We start from the raw sequence: 17,023 nt of genomic DNA, 5'->3' as shown, positions 1-17,023 counted from the left end.
CAACGATAACGCTGCGAGCCTGACTCCCCGCGGCGTTCTCAGGTTTTTCGCGAGCAGGCTCGCTCCTACAAGGACTACGTCAACCACACCGGTTTTATGAACCATGCCCGCGCCGGGTCGTCATCTACAGTGAACTGGCGCAGGACTACTTGAAACATCACGGAGAATCACACTATGAGCACTGATGGTGCCTTGGGTCGAAGCCGTCTGTTGCCGACCCTGCTCGGCATACTGCTTCTGCTAATGGGCCTGGCCATGCTGGCCGGGGGGATCAAGCTGAGCATGCTCGGCGGCTCGCTGTATTACCTGCTGGCCGGCATTGGCATTGTGCTGAGCGGCGTGTTGCTGATCGCCGCCCGCCGCGCGGCGCTGGGCCTGTACGCACTGGTGCTGTTCGCCAGTACTGTTTGGGCGCTGTGGGAAGTCGGCCTCGACTGGTGGCAACTGGTGCCGCGCCTGGCGCTGTGGTTCGCCCTCGGTGTGGTGATGCTGCTGCCGTGGTTCCGTCGTCCATTGCTGATCAACGGCCCTGCCCCTGTGGGCACTGGCGCCTTGAGCGTGGCCGTGGTCCTGGCCGGTGTCACCGCCGTGGCCAGCCAGTTCACCCACCCGGGCGAAACCTTGGGCGAACTGGGCCGCGACACCGCGGACATGACCAGCACCGCGCCGCAGATACCCGAAGGCGACTGGCAGGCCTATGGCCGCAGCGAATTCGGCGACCGCTACTCGCCGCTCAAGCAGATCACCCCGGCCAACGTCGGCAAGCTGCAAGAAGCCTGGCGTATCCAGACCGGCGATCTGCCAACCGCCGATGACCCGGTGGAACTGACCAACGAAAACACCCCGCTCAAGGCCAACGGCATGCTCTATGCCTGCACCGCCCATAGCAAGGTGCTGGCGCTGGACCCGGACACCGGCAAGGAACTGTGGCGTTTCGACCCGCAGATCAAGAGCCCGGTGGGCTTCAAGGGCTTCGCCCACATGACCTGCCGCGGCGTGTCGTACTACGACGAAGCGGCCTACGCCCAGTCTGAAAACGCTGCCTCCGCCGTCATCTCTGAAGCCGGAAAAGCCGTCGCCCAGGCCTGCCCGCGTCGTCTGTACCTGCCAACCGCCGATGCACGCCTGATCGCACTCAACGCCGACACCGGCAAGGTCTGCGAAGGTTTCGGTAAAAACGGTGTGGTTGACCTGACCCAAGGCATCGGCCCGTTCACCCCCGGTGGCTACTACGCCACCTCGCCGGCTGCGATCACCCGTGACCTGGTGATCATGGGCGGCCACGTCACCGACAACGAGTCGACCAACGAGCCCTCCGGCGTGATCCGGGCCTTTGACGTACACGACGGCCATCTGGTGTGGAACTGGGACAGCAACAATCCAGACGCGACCGAACCGCTGCCAGAAGGCGAACACTACAGCCGCAACTCGGCCAACATGTGGTCGCTGGCCAGCGTCGACGAAAAGCTCGGCATGGTCTACCTGCCACTGGGCAACCAGACCCCTGACCAGTGGGGCGCAGACCGCACCCCGGGCGCCGAGAAGTTCAGTGCCGGCCTGGTCGCGCTGGACCTGGCCACCGGCAAGGTGCGCTGGAACTACCAGTTCACTCACCATGACCTGTGGGACATGGACGTCGGCAGCCAGCCAACCCTGCTGGACATGAAAACCGCCGACGGGGTGAAACCTGCGCTGATCGCCCCGACCAAACAGGGCAGCCTGTACGTCCTCGACCGTCGCGACGGCACGCCGATCATCCCGATCAAGGAAATCCCGGTTCCCCAAGGCGCCGTGAAAGGTGACCACACCGCACCGACACAGGCCCGTTCGGACCTGAACCTGCTGGCCCCGGAGCTGACCGAAAAAGCCATGTGGGGTGCCAGCCCGTTCGACCAGATGCTGTGCCGTATCCAGTTCAAGGAGTTGCGCTACGAAGGCCAGTACACCCCTCCGTCGGAACAGGGCAGCCTGATCTATCCGGGTAACGTCGGCGTCTTCAACTGGGGCGGCGTTTCGGTCGACCCGGTTCGCCAGATGCTGTTCACCAGCCCGAACTACATGGCCTTCGTCTCGAAAATGGTGCCTCGCGCCGAAGTCGCAGCCGACAGCAAGCGAGAAAGCGAAACAGCGGGCGTGCAACCGAACACCGGCGCACCTTATGCGGTGATCATGCACCCGTTCATGTCGCCGCTCGGCGTACCGTGCCAGGCGCCGGCCTGGGGCTACGTGGCCGGCATCGACCTGACCACAGGCAAAGTCGTGTGGAAACGCAAGAACGGCACCAGCCGCGACAGCTCGCCATTGCCTATCGGCCTGCCACTCGGCGTGCCAAGCATGGGCGGCTCGATAGTCACCGCCGGCGGCGTCGGCTTCCTCAGCGGCACGCTGGATCAGTACCTGCGCGCCTATGACGTCAATACCGGCAAGGTGCTTTGGAAATCGCGCCTGCCGGCTGGCGGTCAGGCTACGCCGATGACCTACACCGGCAAGGACGGCAAGCAGTACGTGCTGTTGGTCGTCGGTGGCCACGGCTCACTGGGCACCAAAATGGGTGACTATGTGATTGCGTACAAACTGTCCGAGTAAGTTTTAGCGCCAGTAAAACGAAAGGCGACGCCCGTGAGGACGTCGCCTTTTTTGTGGCCGCAGATTTCAAATCACCCCCGACCCCCTGTGGGAGCGAGCTTGCTCGCGATAGCGGTCTGACAGTCACTTCAAGGGTGTCTGTCATGCCCCCATCGCGAGCAAGCTCGCTCCCACAGGGGATAGTGTCGCCGCAAAATCCAGCTAACCTGTCTCTGCGCTGAACACGCCTTCGAAACACGGCGTTGCAGAAAATGACCGTTGAAACCACCGCCAACCTGCCCCATCTAAGACCCATACCCATTGTGCAGGTGCCCCCATGAGCGACCAGCAAGAATTCCCCGAAGACCCTAGCGAATACGCCGATCCGCAAAGCGCTCCACAGCACAAACCCGGCAAAGGCCTGGCCCTGCCCGGCCAGAACCTGCCGGACAAGGTCTACATCATCCCGATCCACAACCGGCCATTCTTCCCGGCCCAGGTCCTGCCGGTCATCGTCAACGAAGAGCCGTGGGCCGAGACCCTCGACCTGGTGGCCAAGTCCGAACACCACTCCCTGGCCCTGTTCTACATGGACAGCCCCCAGGAAGATCCGCGCCACTTCGACACCTCGGCCCTGCCGCTCTACGGCACCCTGGTCAAGGTGCACCACGCCAGCCGCGAAAACGGCAAATTGCAATTCGTCGCCCAGGGCCTGACCCGTGTGCGTCTGAAAACCTGGCTCAAGCACCATCGCCCGCCGTATCTGGTGGAAGTCGAATACCCGCACCAGCCCACCGAGCCGACCGACGAGGTCAAGGCCTACGGCATGGCGCTGATCAATGCGATCAAGGAACTGCTGCCGCTCAACCCGCTGTACAGCGAAGAGTTGAAGAACTACCTCAACCGCTTCAGCCCCAACGACCCGTCGCCGCTGACCGACTTCGCCGCCGCGCTCACCTCGGCCACCGGTAGTGAGCTGCAGGAAGTGCTCGACTGCGTGCCGATGCTCAAGCGCATGGAAAAAGTCCTGCCGATGCTGCGCAAGGAAGTCGAGGTCGCGCGCCTGCAAAAAGAGATTTCCGCCGAAGTTAACCGCAAGATCGGTGAACATCAGCGTGAATTCTTCCTCAAGGAGCAACTCAAGGTCATCCAGCAGGAGCTGGGCCTGACCAAGGACGACCGTAGCGCCGACCTCGAACAGTTCGAGCAGCGGCTGGTGGGCAAAGTCCTGCCGGCGCAAGTGCAGAAACGCCTCGAAGAGGAAATGAACAAGCTGTCGATCCTCGAGACCGGCTCGCCGGAGTATGCGGTCACCCGCAATTACATCGACTGGGCGACCTCGGTGCCGTGGGGGGTGTACGGCGAGGACAAACTCGACCTCAAGCACGCGCGCAAGGTGCTGGACAAACACCACGCCGGCCTCGACGACATCAAGGACCGCATCCTCGAATTCCTCGCAGTCGGCGCCTACAAAGGCGAGATCAGCGGCTCCATCGTGCTGCTGGTCGGCCCGCCGGGCGTGGGCAAGACCAGCGTCGGTAAATCCATCGCCGAATCCCTGGGCCGACCGTTCTATCGCTTCAGCCTTGGCGGCATGCGCGACGAAGCCGAGATCAAGGGCCACCGCCGCACCTACATCGGCGCGCAGCCGGGCAAACTGGTGCAGGCACTCAAAGACGTCGAAGTGATGAACCCGGTGATCATGCTCGACGAGATCGACAAGATGGGCCAGAGCTACCAGGGCGACCCGGCTTCGGCCTTGCTGGAAACCCTCGATCCGGAACAGAACGTCGAATTCCTCGACCACTATCTGGACCTGCGGATGGACCTGTCCAAGGTGTTGTTCGTGTGCACCGCCAACACCCTGGACTCGATCCCCGGCCCGTTGCTCGACCGCATGGAAGTGATTCGCCTGTCGGGCTACATCACCGAAGAAAAAGTCGCCATCGCCAAGCGTCACCTGTGGCCCAAGCAGCTTGAGAAAGCCGGCGTGTCCAAGGGCAGCCTGAGCATCAGCGACAGCGCGCTCAAGGCGCTGGTCGACGGCTATGCCCGTGAAGCCGGCGTGCGCCAGCTGGAAAAAAACCTCGGCAAACTGGTGCGCAAAGCGGTGATGAAACTGCTCGACGAACCGAAAGCGGTGATCAAGCTCGGCCCGAAAGATCTCGAAGCGTCGCTCGGCAAACCGGTGTTCCGCAACGAGCAGGTGCTGGCGGGGGTCGGCGTGATCACCGGCCTTGCCTGGACCAGCATGGGCGGCGCGACCCTGCCGATCGAAGCCACGCGTATCCACACCCTCAACCGTGGGTTCAAGCTCACCGGGCAGTTGGGGGATGTGATGAAAGAGTCGGCGGAGATCGCCTACAGCTACGTCAGTTCGCACCTGAAGTCCTATGGCGGCGATCCGAAGTTCTTCGACGAAGCCTTCGTCCACCTGCACGTGCCGGAAGGCGCCACGCCGAAAGACGGCCCGAGCGCCGGCGTGACCATGGCCAGCGCCCTGCTGTCGCTGGCACGCAACCAGCCACCGAAAAAAGGCGTGGCCATGACCGGTGAGCTGACGTTGACCGGGCATGTACTGCCGATTGGCGGGGTGCGCGAGAAGGTGATTGCAGCGCGGCGGCAGAAGATTTACGAGCTGATCCTGCCGGAGGCCAACCGGGGTAATTTCGAAGAACTGCCGGAGTACCTGAAGGAGGGTATTACCGTGCACTTTGCCAAGCGGTTTGCGGATGTGGCCAAGGTGTTGTTCTGATGGTCTTGTAGCGCCTGTACTGCCGTCTTCGCGGGCAAGCCCGCTCCCACGGGAAATTGAGTCGGTCACAAAACTTATGTGCACCCTCAATCCCTGTGGGAGCGGGCTTGCCCGCGAAGGCGTCGGCACTGACAACGCCAACTCCCAACCCTGTCACACTTTGTCTCATCTTCAGTTATGCTCGCCGTTCGTCGCCAACGCCGGAGCCACTGATCTCATGTCCCCCACTCGCCTGCTTGTCCCCCTCGCCCTCGCCTTGCTGGCCGCGTGCGCCACGCAACCTGCACACAACGTGACTGTGGAAAAACAGAGCGAATGCCCGGTGAAACTCAGCAACGGACAAAACCTGATCCTGACCCTGCCGAGCAATCCGACCACGGGTTATCGCTGGGCGATCCAGGATTCGGCCGGCGGCGTACTGCACGCCTTGGGGCCTGAGGTGTATCGAAATCCGGAAGATGCCGGCATCGTCGGTTCGGCCGGGGTTTCGACCTGGCGCTTCCAGGCTTTTGCGACCGGCACGGGACGCCTGCGCCTGACCTCGCAACAGCCATGGGCGCCGGAAGTGCTGCCGGTGGACTCGTTCGACTGCGCGATTTCGGTTAACTGACCGTGGGCTGGCTGATTCTGGCGCTGATGGGCGCCGTGACCTTCCTTTATGGCCTGAGCGTGCATGCCTCGATGCTGTGCCTGCTGGTCAAGCCGCTGCCGGTGCTGGCCTTGCTCGGCTGGCTGCACGACGCACCACCCGGCGAGTACCGGCGCTGGCTCAGCCTGGGCCTGATTTTCTCCTTGGTCGGCGACGTGTTGCTGGCCTTGCCGGGGGACTTGTTCGTGTTCGGCCTCGGCGCATTTCTGGTCGCCCACCTGGCGTATCTGAAAGCCTACTTGAGCGATTGCCGGCGCCTGGCCCTTTTACCCCTGATCATCGCCCTCGGCGTGGGTGCGGTGCTGTTGGGGATTCTGATTTCTCATGGACTGGGGCTACTACTGGTTCCGGTGATCGTCTACGGCCTGGCGATCAGCACCATGCTCTGGCGCGCGCTGGCGCGGCTTGGCAGTGATGTGCCCAAGCGTTCGGCCTTGCTGGCTGCCGGTGGTGCGGTGGCCTTTGTGTTTTCGGACAGTGTGATTGGCATCAGCCGGTTCGTGGTGCCGTTCGATGCGGCACCCTATGTGATCATCCTCAGCTATTGGCTGGGGCAATGGGGCATCACTGCCTCGGCATTCACTCAAAAACCGCGTTAAACCCATCGCGAGCAAGCTCGCTCCCACAGGTATTGCGCAGTCCTTGTGGGAGCGAGCTTGCTCGCGATAGCAATATCACTGAACACAAAGACTTTGCAGGCTGCTTGGCGGTTTATCAGACAACCCGCGCATCCCCGCGCCAACTTGGCTAAAATGCCGGCCTTTTCACCGACACCGCTGGAACCGCCGTGAGCAAAGAACCCGATCGCCTTTTCGCCCAGCCTTTGGCCCAGGTGCCTGACTTCGCCTTCAACGAGGACGTGGTGCGGGTGTTCCCGGACATGATCAAGCGCTCGGTGCCGGGCTATCCGACCATTGTCGAAAACCTCGGCGTGCTCGCCGCGCAGTTCGCCCAACCGGGCAGCGTGCTCTACGACCTAGGCTCGTCCCTGGGTGCCGTGACCCAGGCCCTGCGCCGGCATGTACGCACCGATGGTTGCCGCGTCATCGCTGTGGATAACTCGGCGGCCATGGTCGAGCGCTGCCGCGAATACCTCAATGGCCAGGACTCGATGTTCCAGGAGTTGCTGCCGGTCGAGGTGATCGAGGGCGACATCCTGGCGCTGGAGTTCCAGCCGGCCTCGGTGGTAGCGCTGAACTTCACCCTGCAATTCATCGCCCCGGACCAACGCACCGCGCTGTTGACGCGCATCCGTCAGTCGCTGTTGCCCGGCGGTGCCCTGATCCTCTCGGAAAAACTGCGCTTCGAAGACGAGCAGGAACACGCGTTGCTCACCGACCTGCACATCGCCTTCAAACGCGCCAACGGCTACAGCGAGCTGGAAATCGCCCAGAAACGCAGCGCCATCGAAAACGTCATGAAGCCCGACAGCCTCGAAGAACACCGCGAGCGCCTGTTGGCCGCCGGGTTCTCGAAAGTCGTGCCATGGTTCCAGTGTCTTAACTTTGCCTCGTTGATTGCCCTGCCATGATTGATCTGTCTCCCCTCTCCCGCCGTCTGGCCGGCACGCCGCTGGCCGAATGGGCCAACACCCTGCAGGCGCAACTCGACAAGAAAATGGAAAAGGGCCATGGCGACCTGGAGCGCTGGCAAAGCGCGCTGGACGCTCTGCCAAAGATCCAGCCGAGCGAAGTCGATTTGCTCAACGGCCTGAAGCTGGACACCGATTGCGACGATGAAACCCGCGCGCAAATGCGTTCCGCGTTGATGGGCCTGTCGCCGTGGCGCAAGGGCCCGTTCGACCTGTTCGGCGTGCACGTCGACACCGAATGGCGCTCGGACTGGAAGTGGTCGCGGGTCGCCCCGCATCTGGACCTCGTGGGCAAGCGCATCCTCGATGTCGGCTGCGGCAACGGCTACTACATGTGGCGCATGCTCGGCGCCGGTGCCGACAGCGTGATCGGTGTCGACCCCAACTGGCTGTTCTTCTGCCAGTTCCAGGCGGTGCAGCGCTACCTGTCCGAACCGAACGCCTGGCACCTGCCCTTCCCGTTCGAAGACCTGCCGCCGAACCTCGAAGGCTTCGACACAGTATTTTCCATGGGCGTGTTCTACCACCGTCGCTCGCCTATCGAGCATTTGCTGGCGCTGAAGGACTGCCTGGTCAAGGGTGGTGAGCTGGTGCTGGAAACGCTGGTGGTCGAAGGCGACAAGCACCAGGTACTGGTGCCGGAAGACCGCTACGCGCAGATGCGCAACGTATGGTTCCTGCCGTCGGTGCCGGCGCTGGAGTTGTGGCTGCGACGTGCCGGGTTCAGCGATGTGAGGTGCGTGGATGTGAGCACCACCACTGTCGAGGAACAGCGCGGGACGGAGTGGATGAAGTATCAGTCGCTGAGTGATTTCCTCGATCCGGAAGATCACAGCAAGACCGTTGAAGGGCTACCGGCGCCGATGCGGGCAGTCATCGTCGCCCGTAAATAACAGCCACTGAAGATCCCCTGTAGGAGCGAGCCTGCTCGCGATGGACTCAAGAACACCGCGGGGAACCAGATTGCCCGCGTAATCGTTCACGACCATCGCGAGCAGGCTCGCTCCTACAGGGGGGTCTGTGTTTAGTCGGAAGGTTTTGCTCTTCGGGCCTTGAAGAACTCACTTAAAACAGCTCCGCACTCCTGCGCCAACACCCCCCCCTCATGCAACACCCGGTGATTCAAAAAGCCCTGGGTAAAGAATTGCCCCTGGCTCTGCACAATCCCCGCCTTGGGCTCCAGCGCGCCATACACCACCCGCGTGATCCGCGAGTGCACGATCAGCCCGGCGCACATGCTGCACGGCTCCAGCGTCACATACAGCGTACTGCCGGGCAGGCGATAGTTGCTGACGGCCTCGGCGGCGGCGCGAATCGCGACCATCTCGGCGTGGGCACTGGGATCGCTGGTGCTGATCGGGCAATTGAAGCCACGCCCGATGATTTCACCGTCCTGCACCAGCACCGCGCCCACCGGCACTTCGCCCAGGGCTGCGCCTTGGGCGGCCAGGGCCAGGGCTTCACGCATGAATTCGCGATCACGGCTGCGGTCGATGATGGCGGCGGGACGAATCTGACGCATCACGCCACCTCGATGGCGGCCATCAGGCCGGTTTCCATGTGATCGATCACATGGCAGTGGAACATCCAGACCCCGGGGTTATCCGCCACCAGCGCCACTTGCGCGCGCTCGTTCTTGCCCAGCAGATAAGTGTCGGTGAAGTACGGAATCACTTTGTGCCGGTTCGAGGCGATGACTTTGAAGCTCATGCCGTGCAGGTGAATCGGGTGCTGATACTGGGTCATGTTCTTCAATTCGAAAATGTAGCTCTTGCCCTTTTCCAACTTGGCAATCGGGCGGTCGGCGCAGGTCTTGTCGGTGATGTCCCAGGCCTTGCCGTTGATCTGCCACAGGCTCGGCGGCTTGCCGTTGTCGACGTTGACCGACACCGAGCCGACCCATTCGAAATTGAAGTTGAGTTTCACGGCATTGGCCAGGTCCGGCTCGGCAATCGGGTTGGCCGGCAGTGCCGGCGGCCATTGGCTTGGTGCGTCGGTATTGGCCACTGAACGCAAGGTACCCAGGCGCACCGGGCCGTTGCGCAAGGACAACTCTTCACCGGCCGCTGGCGCCTTGATCGCAAGACAAATGCGCATGCCGGGGCCGAGCCAGTATTCCTTGCCCAGCGGGCGCGGTTCGATGGGGTTACCGTCCAGCGCGTAGATCTGCGCTTCGACGCCGGGAATGTTCAGGCGATAGGTCAGGGTGTTATCGAGATTGAGAATGCGCACCCGGGTGATCTGCCCCGCCGGCAAGTCGATCACCGCCTGCGGCACACCGTTGATGGTCGCCAGGCGTCCCGCCGTGCCGCCACGGGCCGCTTCCCGGGGAATGCTGAACTCGACGAAATTGCCGACCTCGTCGACATGCCAGCTCTTCAGGCTCAAGGTCTTTTCGTACTTGAAACCGGTGGGCTCGCGCTCTTCGATGATCAGCGGGCCCACCAGGCCACGGCCGAGTTCTTCGCTGCTGTTCACATGCGGGTGGTACCAGTAGCTGCCGGCATCCGGTACGCGGAATTTGTAGTCGAAGTACTCGCCCGGCAGCACCGGCAATTGCGAGACGTAGGGTACGCCGTCCATTTCCAGCGGCAAGCGGATGCCGTGCCAGTGAATGGTGGTCGCCACCGGCAAGTGATTGATGAAGCGCACCCGCAGCCATTCACCCTGGCGCACCCGCAACTCGGTGCCCGGCGCCGACGGGCCAAAGGCCCAGGCCTGGGTCTTGTGCCCGGCCACCAACTCCACGTCCAACGGCGCCGCAATCAGCTCATAGTCGTGACCGGCATCCGCATCGGCCATCTTGCCCAGCCAGTAGCGCGACGCACCACCGGCTCCCACGCCAACGACAACAAGACCGGCCAGGCCACCGAGTATTTGGCGACGGGTAAAGGACATGAACTCAACTACCTCACAAATCAACGACAGGCCAGCGACCCGGAAAAGGCGAATACGATACACCTGCAACTGCGAAACAGTAAGGGCGATACAGTGACGCATGCCGGATCGCCCATGCATATAACTATGTAGTACACCTCCTCTGAACGAACGGCTCATGCTCGATACTCGTTTCTCAAGGAGTGAGACTGCATGAATCCAAATCAAAACCGGCCCCTGCCCAATGCAGACGACAAGGCCGCCCTCAAGGCCATCGCCACCCGCATCATCAGGACTTGCCCCAGCCTGCAAGACACCGCTCATGACGTCGCCCTTAACCTGCTGAAAAAGTACGGCATCACCGGCCTCGATCCGGACCGGGTGTATTTCCACCGCTTCGACGCGTCGCAAAGCAGCTCGAAGGCCTTCTCCGGATGGGAGCATGTCAACGCCACCCCGACGTCGTCCATGACCCTGACCCAACTGGTGATCCACCGCTTCCGCGCCGCCGATCAGGACAACGCCGATCTGCTGGATGTGTATGCGGGTTTCTATACCACTGGACCGCGCACCGGGACTTTCAATGAAACCAACGAAGTGCGCCTGCACGGCAACGACGTGCTGACGGACTTCTGGAGCATTGACTTCAGCGCGCTCTACAACGAACGGCTGACGAGCTTCTGGACCGAATCCGGCGCCGACTTCCGTACCCTGGCCAAGTGCAATTTTCTCATCAACGCCTTGCGGGCCCGCGACCGTAAAAAGCTCAGTGACGCGGACTTCAATGTCGCCGTCACGGCCGTCATGGGCCCCATCACCTGGCCGGTCAGCATGCAGATATTGCAAACGCAATATGCCGATACGCATGCCCAGGTACGAATGCTGGACGTGGCCGGCTACCTGTCGAACAACATTGTGCGCATCAAGGCGCCCAAAGGCCGGCAGATTCTCTACCTTCCCGGAGAGGCCGAAGCCTTCAAGGTGCTGGAAACCGAAACGGACATGCACTTCTGGGTGTTGCTGCAAATGAATGACGAGGCGCGACGCCAGGCATTCATGGCGCACTTCTCCATGGTCGATCGCCAGGACATCGCTGACAACCTCCCGGACCTGATGAACCGCCTGGTGGGCAGCTGGAGTGTGTACGACCATCAGTTGATCAATCAGGAAAACCGCGGCGTTGACGGTGACGTTTTCAGTTGGCTGCGAGACTCGACCAAGGCCGCGATGTCCGCCGAGGCCGCGCTGTCACTGACCTCCAATGGCGATCTGCGTGAAAAACTGTGGATCGGTTACCTCAGCGCCGGCGTGAAAGTGTTCGGTCCGATGGCGGTCGTCGGCTGGCCGGTCGCACTACCGGTTATCGGCGCCAGCATCGCCAACATGGGGTTGAACATCGATCAGGCGGTCAACGGCAAAACCGCCGAGGAACGCAAGGCCGGTGTGCTTGGCGCGGTGCTCAGCGGTATCGACATAGTGTTCAACCTGCTCGTCCTCAAAGGTCCCGGTTCGCTGGAAGAAGCCGGCCCCGAAATCGACGCCGCCGAGGCGAAGGAAATGGCTGAGCTGAAGGAGACAACACCACCGGCCAAAGCCCCCAAACCCGGACCGACCGAGGTGGCCGTTGGAACAACGGATAATGCCGGACCTACAGTGAAGGTGCCGGAATCTTTCAAGATCAAGGTATCGCTCAGCGACGACACACTGGTTCACGAACCGGGCAAGTTTCAAGGCACCTATCAGCTTGCTTCCAACCCTTCGTCCGCGATAAAGCTCAACGACAGCGCGTACTTCGTGCGCTATGAATCCGATATCAATGGCCGTGGCACCTGGGCCATCATCGACCCGGCCAACCCCCATGCATTCTCTGGTTCGATCCCCGTGCGTTTAAATGCTGCTGGCACCTGGGAAATCACCCCGCGCCTGGGACTGAGGGGCGGCATGATCGTACCGCCGGTTTCCAGCGCTGGTGCGACAAGCGAGCCCGTCATTGAAGAATGGGCGCGTACACCGGGCATTCATGTGCCCGGCCTCGAAGACCCGCAAATGAGGGCCTGGGCACTCGGTGGACCCGATGTACGTAATTTGTACAGACGTTTACGGACCCTGGGCAGCATAGATGCACGTAGCGAGCTTGGGATCGAAGCAGAACTCACCGAGTCCTTGAGCGAGTTCCAGCTGGATCAGGAAGAGCCACGCAATGAATTGATCAGCGATGCAAACGCTTACTACGAGCTCAATCCCCCGCCCCCTCGCCTTCCAGTCCCTGCACGAGTGTTAAACACATCGACCGAACTGCTCGACGTCGCATTCGCGGAAAAACCGGGACTGATCGTTGGCGAGAGCCGCGGCAGTGTCGGCAGTAAGCAGTTCCTGATCGAAAACATGCCCGCCCTGGCCCGCCGCGGCGTGAAGACGTTGTACTTGCAGGAACTGCTGGCCAACGTTAATCAGCTCGATCTGGACACTTTCGCCAGAACCGGCGAAATGCCCGAAGAGCTGGAGAACTACCTGAGAAAACTCGACTTCAAGGCCGGCAACGATCCCGAGGGCAGATTCAACCTGCTGGCGCTGGTGAGGTCTGCCAACGCCCAGCGTGTGCGGGTGCAGGCCATCGATATGACAACGACCTACAACATCAACGAAGACTCGTTTTCCCGGCATCCGGACAGCCAAATGGCGAGGAGTTACTTTGCTGGCGAGGTCATTCAGCTCAATGAAGAATTGAAGGGACCCGCCAAATGGATTGCCTTGGTCGATCAGGAACACATGACGAGTTTCAGAGGCTATCAAGGCATCAGTGAACAGACTGACGCCTTGAGTGTACGAATCGAAGACGTGACACCGGGTCAGGCACTGCCCATTGGTTCCGATCCGGGATTAGCGGTGGAATATGCAGACTATCTAGGCTCGCCTGTCGAGGAGGAAGGGTCCGGTATCACGGGTTTCGACCACATCCGAGACAGCATCAAAGGCGACTGGCGTGTACAAATGCAAACCCCCTGGGCCTACCGGACGCCACAAGAGCTGCGAGCGCTGTTACCGGAACCGGGGATGTTCACCTTTCAACGCTACAGAAGCAGCCTGTTGGTGGTCTATCGCAATGCCGAGAATCGAATGGCCGACACTGTGATCAGAATGACACCCGGTGGCAGGATCAACCTGGATACTCCGCTTGGGCCGGCCTATGACTCCATGACAGTGGATAACCTGGGGGAACTGAAACAGGCACTGATTGAAAATGGCATGCAACCGATGGGTTGGCCGCCAGTGGCTGGAGAGGTCGAGGGTGCGGCATCGGAGCTCGAGGAGCTTGCCCGGGTACGACCTGAAGTCCAGCGGCCGAGCATACCCCAGCACTGGCAAGCCAACGAATTGCTGGAAGGGATAACACCCGAAACAACGCCCGGGAAATTCCAGGGTATCTATCGACTCGATTCCGAGCCCTCGACGGCCATCATGATGAACGAGACTCCCTTCTACGTTCGCTTTCAAAACGATGGCGCCGGATCCGGGCACTGGGCCGTAGTTGATCCGCAGCGACCATCAACGTTCGTCGGCTCGATTCCAGTAAGACTGAATGCCGAAGGTGAGTGGGAAACGATGCCACGATATGGACTCAAGGGTGGGGGTAACGACCTGGAAGGAGTGTCGCTACGCAAACCCGCCACAAAATACGACGCACCTGCCAGATACAGCCTCAGGAAACTGGCGATGGGCAAACCGGAGACCCATGTCAAAGTCAGCCGTTTGCCCGACGGTACAATGAAAGGGATTACCACCTACGACGAATACGTCGCCGCCCCTCGTGCCGAGTTGTCACGGGACGCTCGAAGCTTCTTTGCCCGCAGCGATTTCTCCACTTCCCTGCCCGCCCGCCCGGCCATCCCCGTCGTCACGCCCTCGACCACCGCCACAGAACTGATCGGGCAGGCGCTGGATGCAGCAAATGGCCTGGTCATCGGTGAGAGTCAGGACCGCATTGCCAGTATGCGTTTTCTCATCGAGAACATGCCGACACTCGCCAGACAGGGGGTCAAAACACTTTATTTCCATCGCCTGCTCAACGATTTCAGTCAACTGGACTTGAACACATTCTTCAGCACCGGGGAAATGTCCGATGACCTGGAGGAAACGCTGCAACAACTGCAAAGCGACCCGTCAGGGCGGTATACGCCGCTTGAAGTGGTCAGGGCTGCGCGACTCAACGGCATTCGGGTTCAGGCGACGGACTGTCTGGCGAGCTATCGCTATCCCGCCTCGCCACTGCCCGACATGCATGAGCAAGCCATAAAGAACTACCTCACCCACACGATCATGCAGGCCAACGAATCCCTCAATGGCGCAGGTAAATGGGTGGTACTGACCGACCAGGAAAACATCAACACCTTTCGCGGTATGGCCGGCATCAGTGAAATACAGGGCGGCATCGGCTTGCGCATCGAAGAAGTGTTGCCCGAACAACGCCTGCTGATCGAGACAGACCGGGGCATCGAAGTGGGACGGGGCTTCACCACGCAACCGGACCATGTCAGTGGCGAATACGATACGCTGTACGCCGACCTGAGCCTGCAGATGCCACTACCGCTGCTCGAGCGAACACCGGCGGAACTCAATCGGCTGCTGTTCCGGCAAGGCATGTTCACCTTCGAGAAAGTCGATGGAACCTGGACCTTGATTCATCGCGGCAGAGACCGCCAGATTGCGCGAACGCTGGTCGAGCGTACGGCTGACGGCAAATACCTGATCAATCGCCCGACATGGACTGATGTGCATCAGGTGCCATACGCCAGTATCGTCGAACTGTCCTGGGCCCTGAGCCGCATGGGCATGGACCTCGAAGGACGTCTGCCACTGTAGTTCGTGCCTGTTTCTGCCACGCCTGCATGCAAGAAGCCCCCGGTCTCGCGACCGGGGGCTTCTTTTACCGCTATCGTTTTGAGCCCGGGTTCACAGGCTCAAATACGATCACTCCCACTCAATGGTCGCCGGCGGCTTGCTCGACACGTCGTAGGTGACGCGGGAGATGCCTTCGATTTCATTGATGATGCGGCCGGATACGGTTTCCAGCAGTTCGTAAGGCAGGTGAGCCCAACGCGCGGTCATGAAGTCGATGGTTTCCACGGCACGCAGGGCCACGACCCAGGCGTAACGACGGCCATCGCCAACCACGCCAACCGATTTCACCGGCTGGAACACCACGAAGGCCTGGCTGACCTTGTGGTACCAGTCGGCCTTGCGCAGTTCTTCGATGAAGATGTGGTCGGCACGACGCAGCAGGTCGGCGTATTCCTTCTTCACTTCACCGAGGATGCGCACGCCCAGGCCCGGGCCCGGGAACGGGTGACGGTAGACCATGTCGTACGGCAGGCCCAGCTCCAGGCCCAGACGGCGGACTTCGTCCTTGAACAGTTCGCGCAGCGGCTCGACCAGTTTCAGGTTCATTTCTTCCGGCAGGCCGCCCACGTTGTGGTGCGACTTGATCACGTGGGCCTTGCCGCTTTTCGCGCCAGCCGACTCGATCACGTCCGGGTAGATGGTGCCCTGGGCCAGGTACTTGATGTTGTCCAGCTTGCAGGATTCGGCATCGAACACGTCGATGAAGGTGCGGCCGATGATCTTGCGCTTCTTCTCCGGGTCGGCTTCGCCGGCCAGGTTGTTGAGGAACTGGTCCTCGGCATTGGCGCGGATCACCTTGACGCCCATGTTCTCGGCGAACATGGCCATCACTTGCTCGCCTTCGTGCAGGCGCAGCAGGCCGTTGTCGACGAACACGCAGGTCAGCTGGTCGCCGATGGCCTTGTGCAGCAGTGCGGCAACCACGGACGAATCGACACCGCCGGACAAGCCGAGCAAGACGTTATCGGTGCCGACCTGGGCGCGAACCTGGGCGATGGCGTCTTCAGCGATCTTCGACGGGGTCCACAGTGCTTCGCACTCGCAGATGTCGAGGATGAAGCGCGACAGGATGCGACCGCCCTGCTTGGTGTGGGTCACTTCCGGGTGGAACTGTACGCCGTAGTAGCGACGTTCGTCGCTGAACATGCCGGCGATCGGGCAGCTCGGGGTGCTGGCCAGGATGTGGAAGTCTTCCGGCATCCGGGTGACCTTGTCACCGTGGCTCATCCATACGTCGAGGCCGAACAGGCCGTCGGCGTCGATGTGGTCTTCAATGCCGTCGAGCAGACGGCTCTTGCCGACCACGTCCACGCGGGCGTAACCGAACTCACGCAGCTCGGAACCTTCAACCTTGCCGCCCAGTTGCTCGGCCATGGTCTGCATGCCGTAGCAGATACCGAAGACCGGCACACCCAGATCGAAAACGGCTTGCGGGCAGCGAGGGCTGTTGGCTTCGTGAACCGACTCCGGGCCACCGGCGAGGATGACGCCTTTAGGAGCGAATTCGCGGATCGCATCTTCGTCCATGTCGAACGGATGCAGTTCGCAATACACGCCGATTTCACGCACGCGGCGGGCGATCAGCTGGGTGTACTGGGAACCGAAGTCGAGGATCAGGATGCGGTGAGCGTGAATGTCGAGGGCCATGATTCAGTCTCGTCTAAAAAATTCGGAAACAGTCGTGATT

At 61.2% G+C, this 17,023-nt stretch carries 10 protein-coding genes; 7 read left to right on the top strand and 3 right to left on the bottom strand.

The annotated features are described in order from the left end of the window. Positions 1-174 precede the first annotated feature (174 nt). The 6 genes from ACXX83_RS01945 to cmoB all read left to right on the top strand — a co-directional run bounded on the left by ACXX83_RS01945 (position 175) and on the right by cmoB (position 8,453). Complete coding sequence (locus ACXX83_RS01945) at positions 175-2,586, top strand: glucose/quinate/shikimate family membrane-bound PQQ-dependent dehydrogenase (protein ID WP_458547431.1); 2,412 nt, start codon at positions 175-177, stop codon at positions 2,584-2,586. A 316-nt stretch (positions 2,587-2,902) separates the two neighbouring features. Then, positions 2,903-5,320, top strand: coding sequence for an endopeptidase La (gene lon, locus ACXX83_RS01940; protein ID WP_458547430.1), 2,418 nt, complete (start codon positions 2,903-2,905; stop codon positions 5,318-5,320). A gap of 217 nt (positions 5,321-5,537) precedes the next feature. Continuing rightward, entirely contained in the window at positions 5,538-5,930 is a 393-nt protein-coding gene (locus tag ACXX83_RS01935) for a protease inhibitor I42 family protein (protein ID WP_458547429.1), read from the top strand. Between the two features lie 2 nt (positions 5,931-5,932). After that, positions 5,933-6,568: a lysoplasmalogenase gene (locus ACXX83_RS01930; protein WP_458547428.1), complete on the top strand. Its 636-nt coding sequence runs from the start codon at positions 5,933-5,935 to the stop codon at positions 6,566-6,568. 188 nt (positions 6,569-6,756) lie between these two features. Further along, positions 6,757-7,500: a carboxy-S-adenosyl-L-methionine synthase CmoA gene (cmoA, locus tag ACXX83_RS01925; RefSeq protein ID WP_015093665.1), complete on the top strand. Its 744-nt coding sequence runs from the start codon at positions 6,757-6,759 to the stop codon at positions 7,498-7,500. After that, a complete protein-coding gene (gene cmoB, locus ACXX83_RS01920; RefSeq protein ID WP_458547427.1) occupies positions 7,497-8,453 on the top strand; it encodes a tRNA 5-methoxyuridine(34)/uridine 5-oxyacetic acid(34) synthase CmoB in 957 nt (318 codons plus the stop codon). The genes cmoA and cmoB overlap by 4 nt, the downstream gene beginning before the upstream one ends. A 131-nt stretch (positions 8,454-8,584) precedes the next feature. On the opposite strand, the gene tadA is transcribed toward cmoB, so the two are convergent. Together tadA and ACXX83_RS01910 are read right to left on the bottom strand one after the other, a co-directional pair. Continuing rightward, positions 8,585-9,082 carry a tRNA adenosine(34) deaminase TadA gene (tadA, locus tag ACXX83_RS01915; RefSeq protein WP_458373392.1) on the bottom strand — a complete coding sequence of 166 codons (498 nt, stop codon included), beginning with the start codon at positions 9,080-9,082 and terminating at the stop codon, positions 8,585-8,587. Next, complete coding sequence (locus tag ACXX83_RS01910) at positions 9,082-10,458, bottom strand: multicopper oxidase family protein (protein WP_217837305.1); 1,377 nt, start codon at positions 10,456-10,458, stop codon at positions 9,082-9,084. The genes tadA and ACXX83_RS01910 overlap by 1 nt, the downstream gene beginning before the upstream one ends. Positions 10,459-10,650: 192 nt before the next feature. Here ACXX83_RS01910 and ACXX83_RS01905 point away from each other — a divergent pair, with 192 nt between their 5' ends. Then, positions 10,651-15,297: a membrane-targeted effector domain-containing toxin gene (locus ACXX83_RS01905; protein WP_458547426.1), complete on the top strand. Its 4,647-nt coding sequence runs from the start codon at positions 10,651-10,653 to the stop codon at positions 15,295-15,297. A gap of 108 nt (positions 15,298-15,405) precedes the next feature. On the opposite strand, the gene guaA is transcribed toward ACXX83_RS01905, so the two are convergent. Continuing rightward, complete coding sequence (gene guaA, locus ACXX83_RS01900; protein WP_007973927.1) at positions 15,406-16,983, bottom strand: glutamine-hydrolyzing GMP synthase; 1,578 nt, start codon at positions 16,981-16,983, stop codon at positions 15,406-15,408. Positions 16,984-17,023: the final 40 nt, after the last annotated feature.

It is taken from the genome of Pseudomonas sp. GNP012, assembly GCF_054343835.1.
Note: the sequence above shows the minus strand (reverse complement) of the source record. Positions and strands in the feature narration are given on the sequence as shown.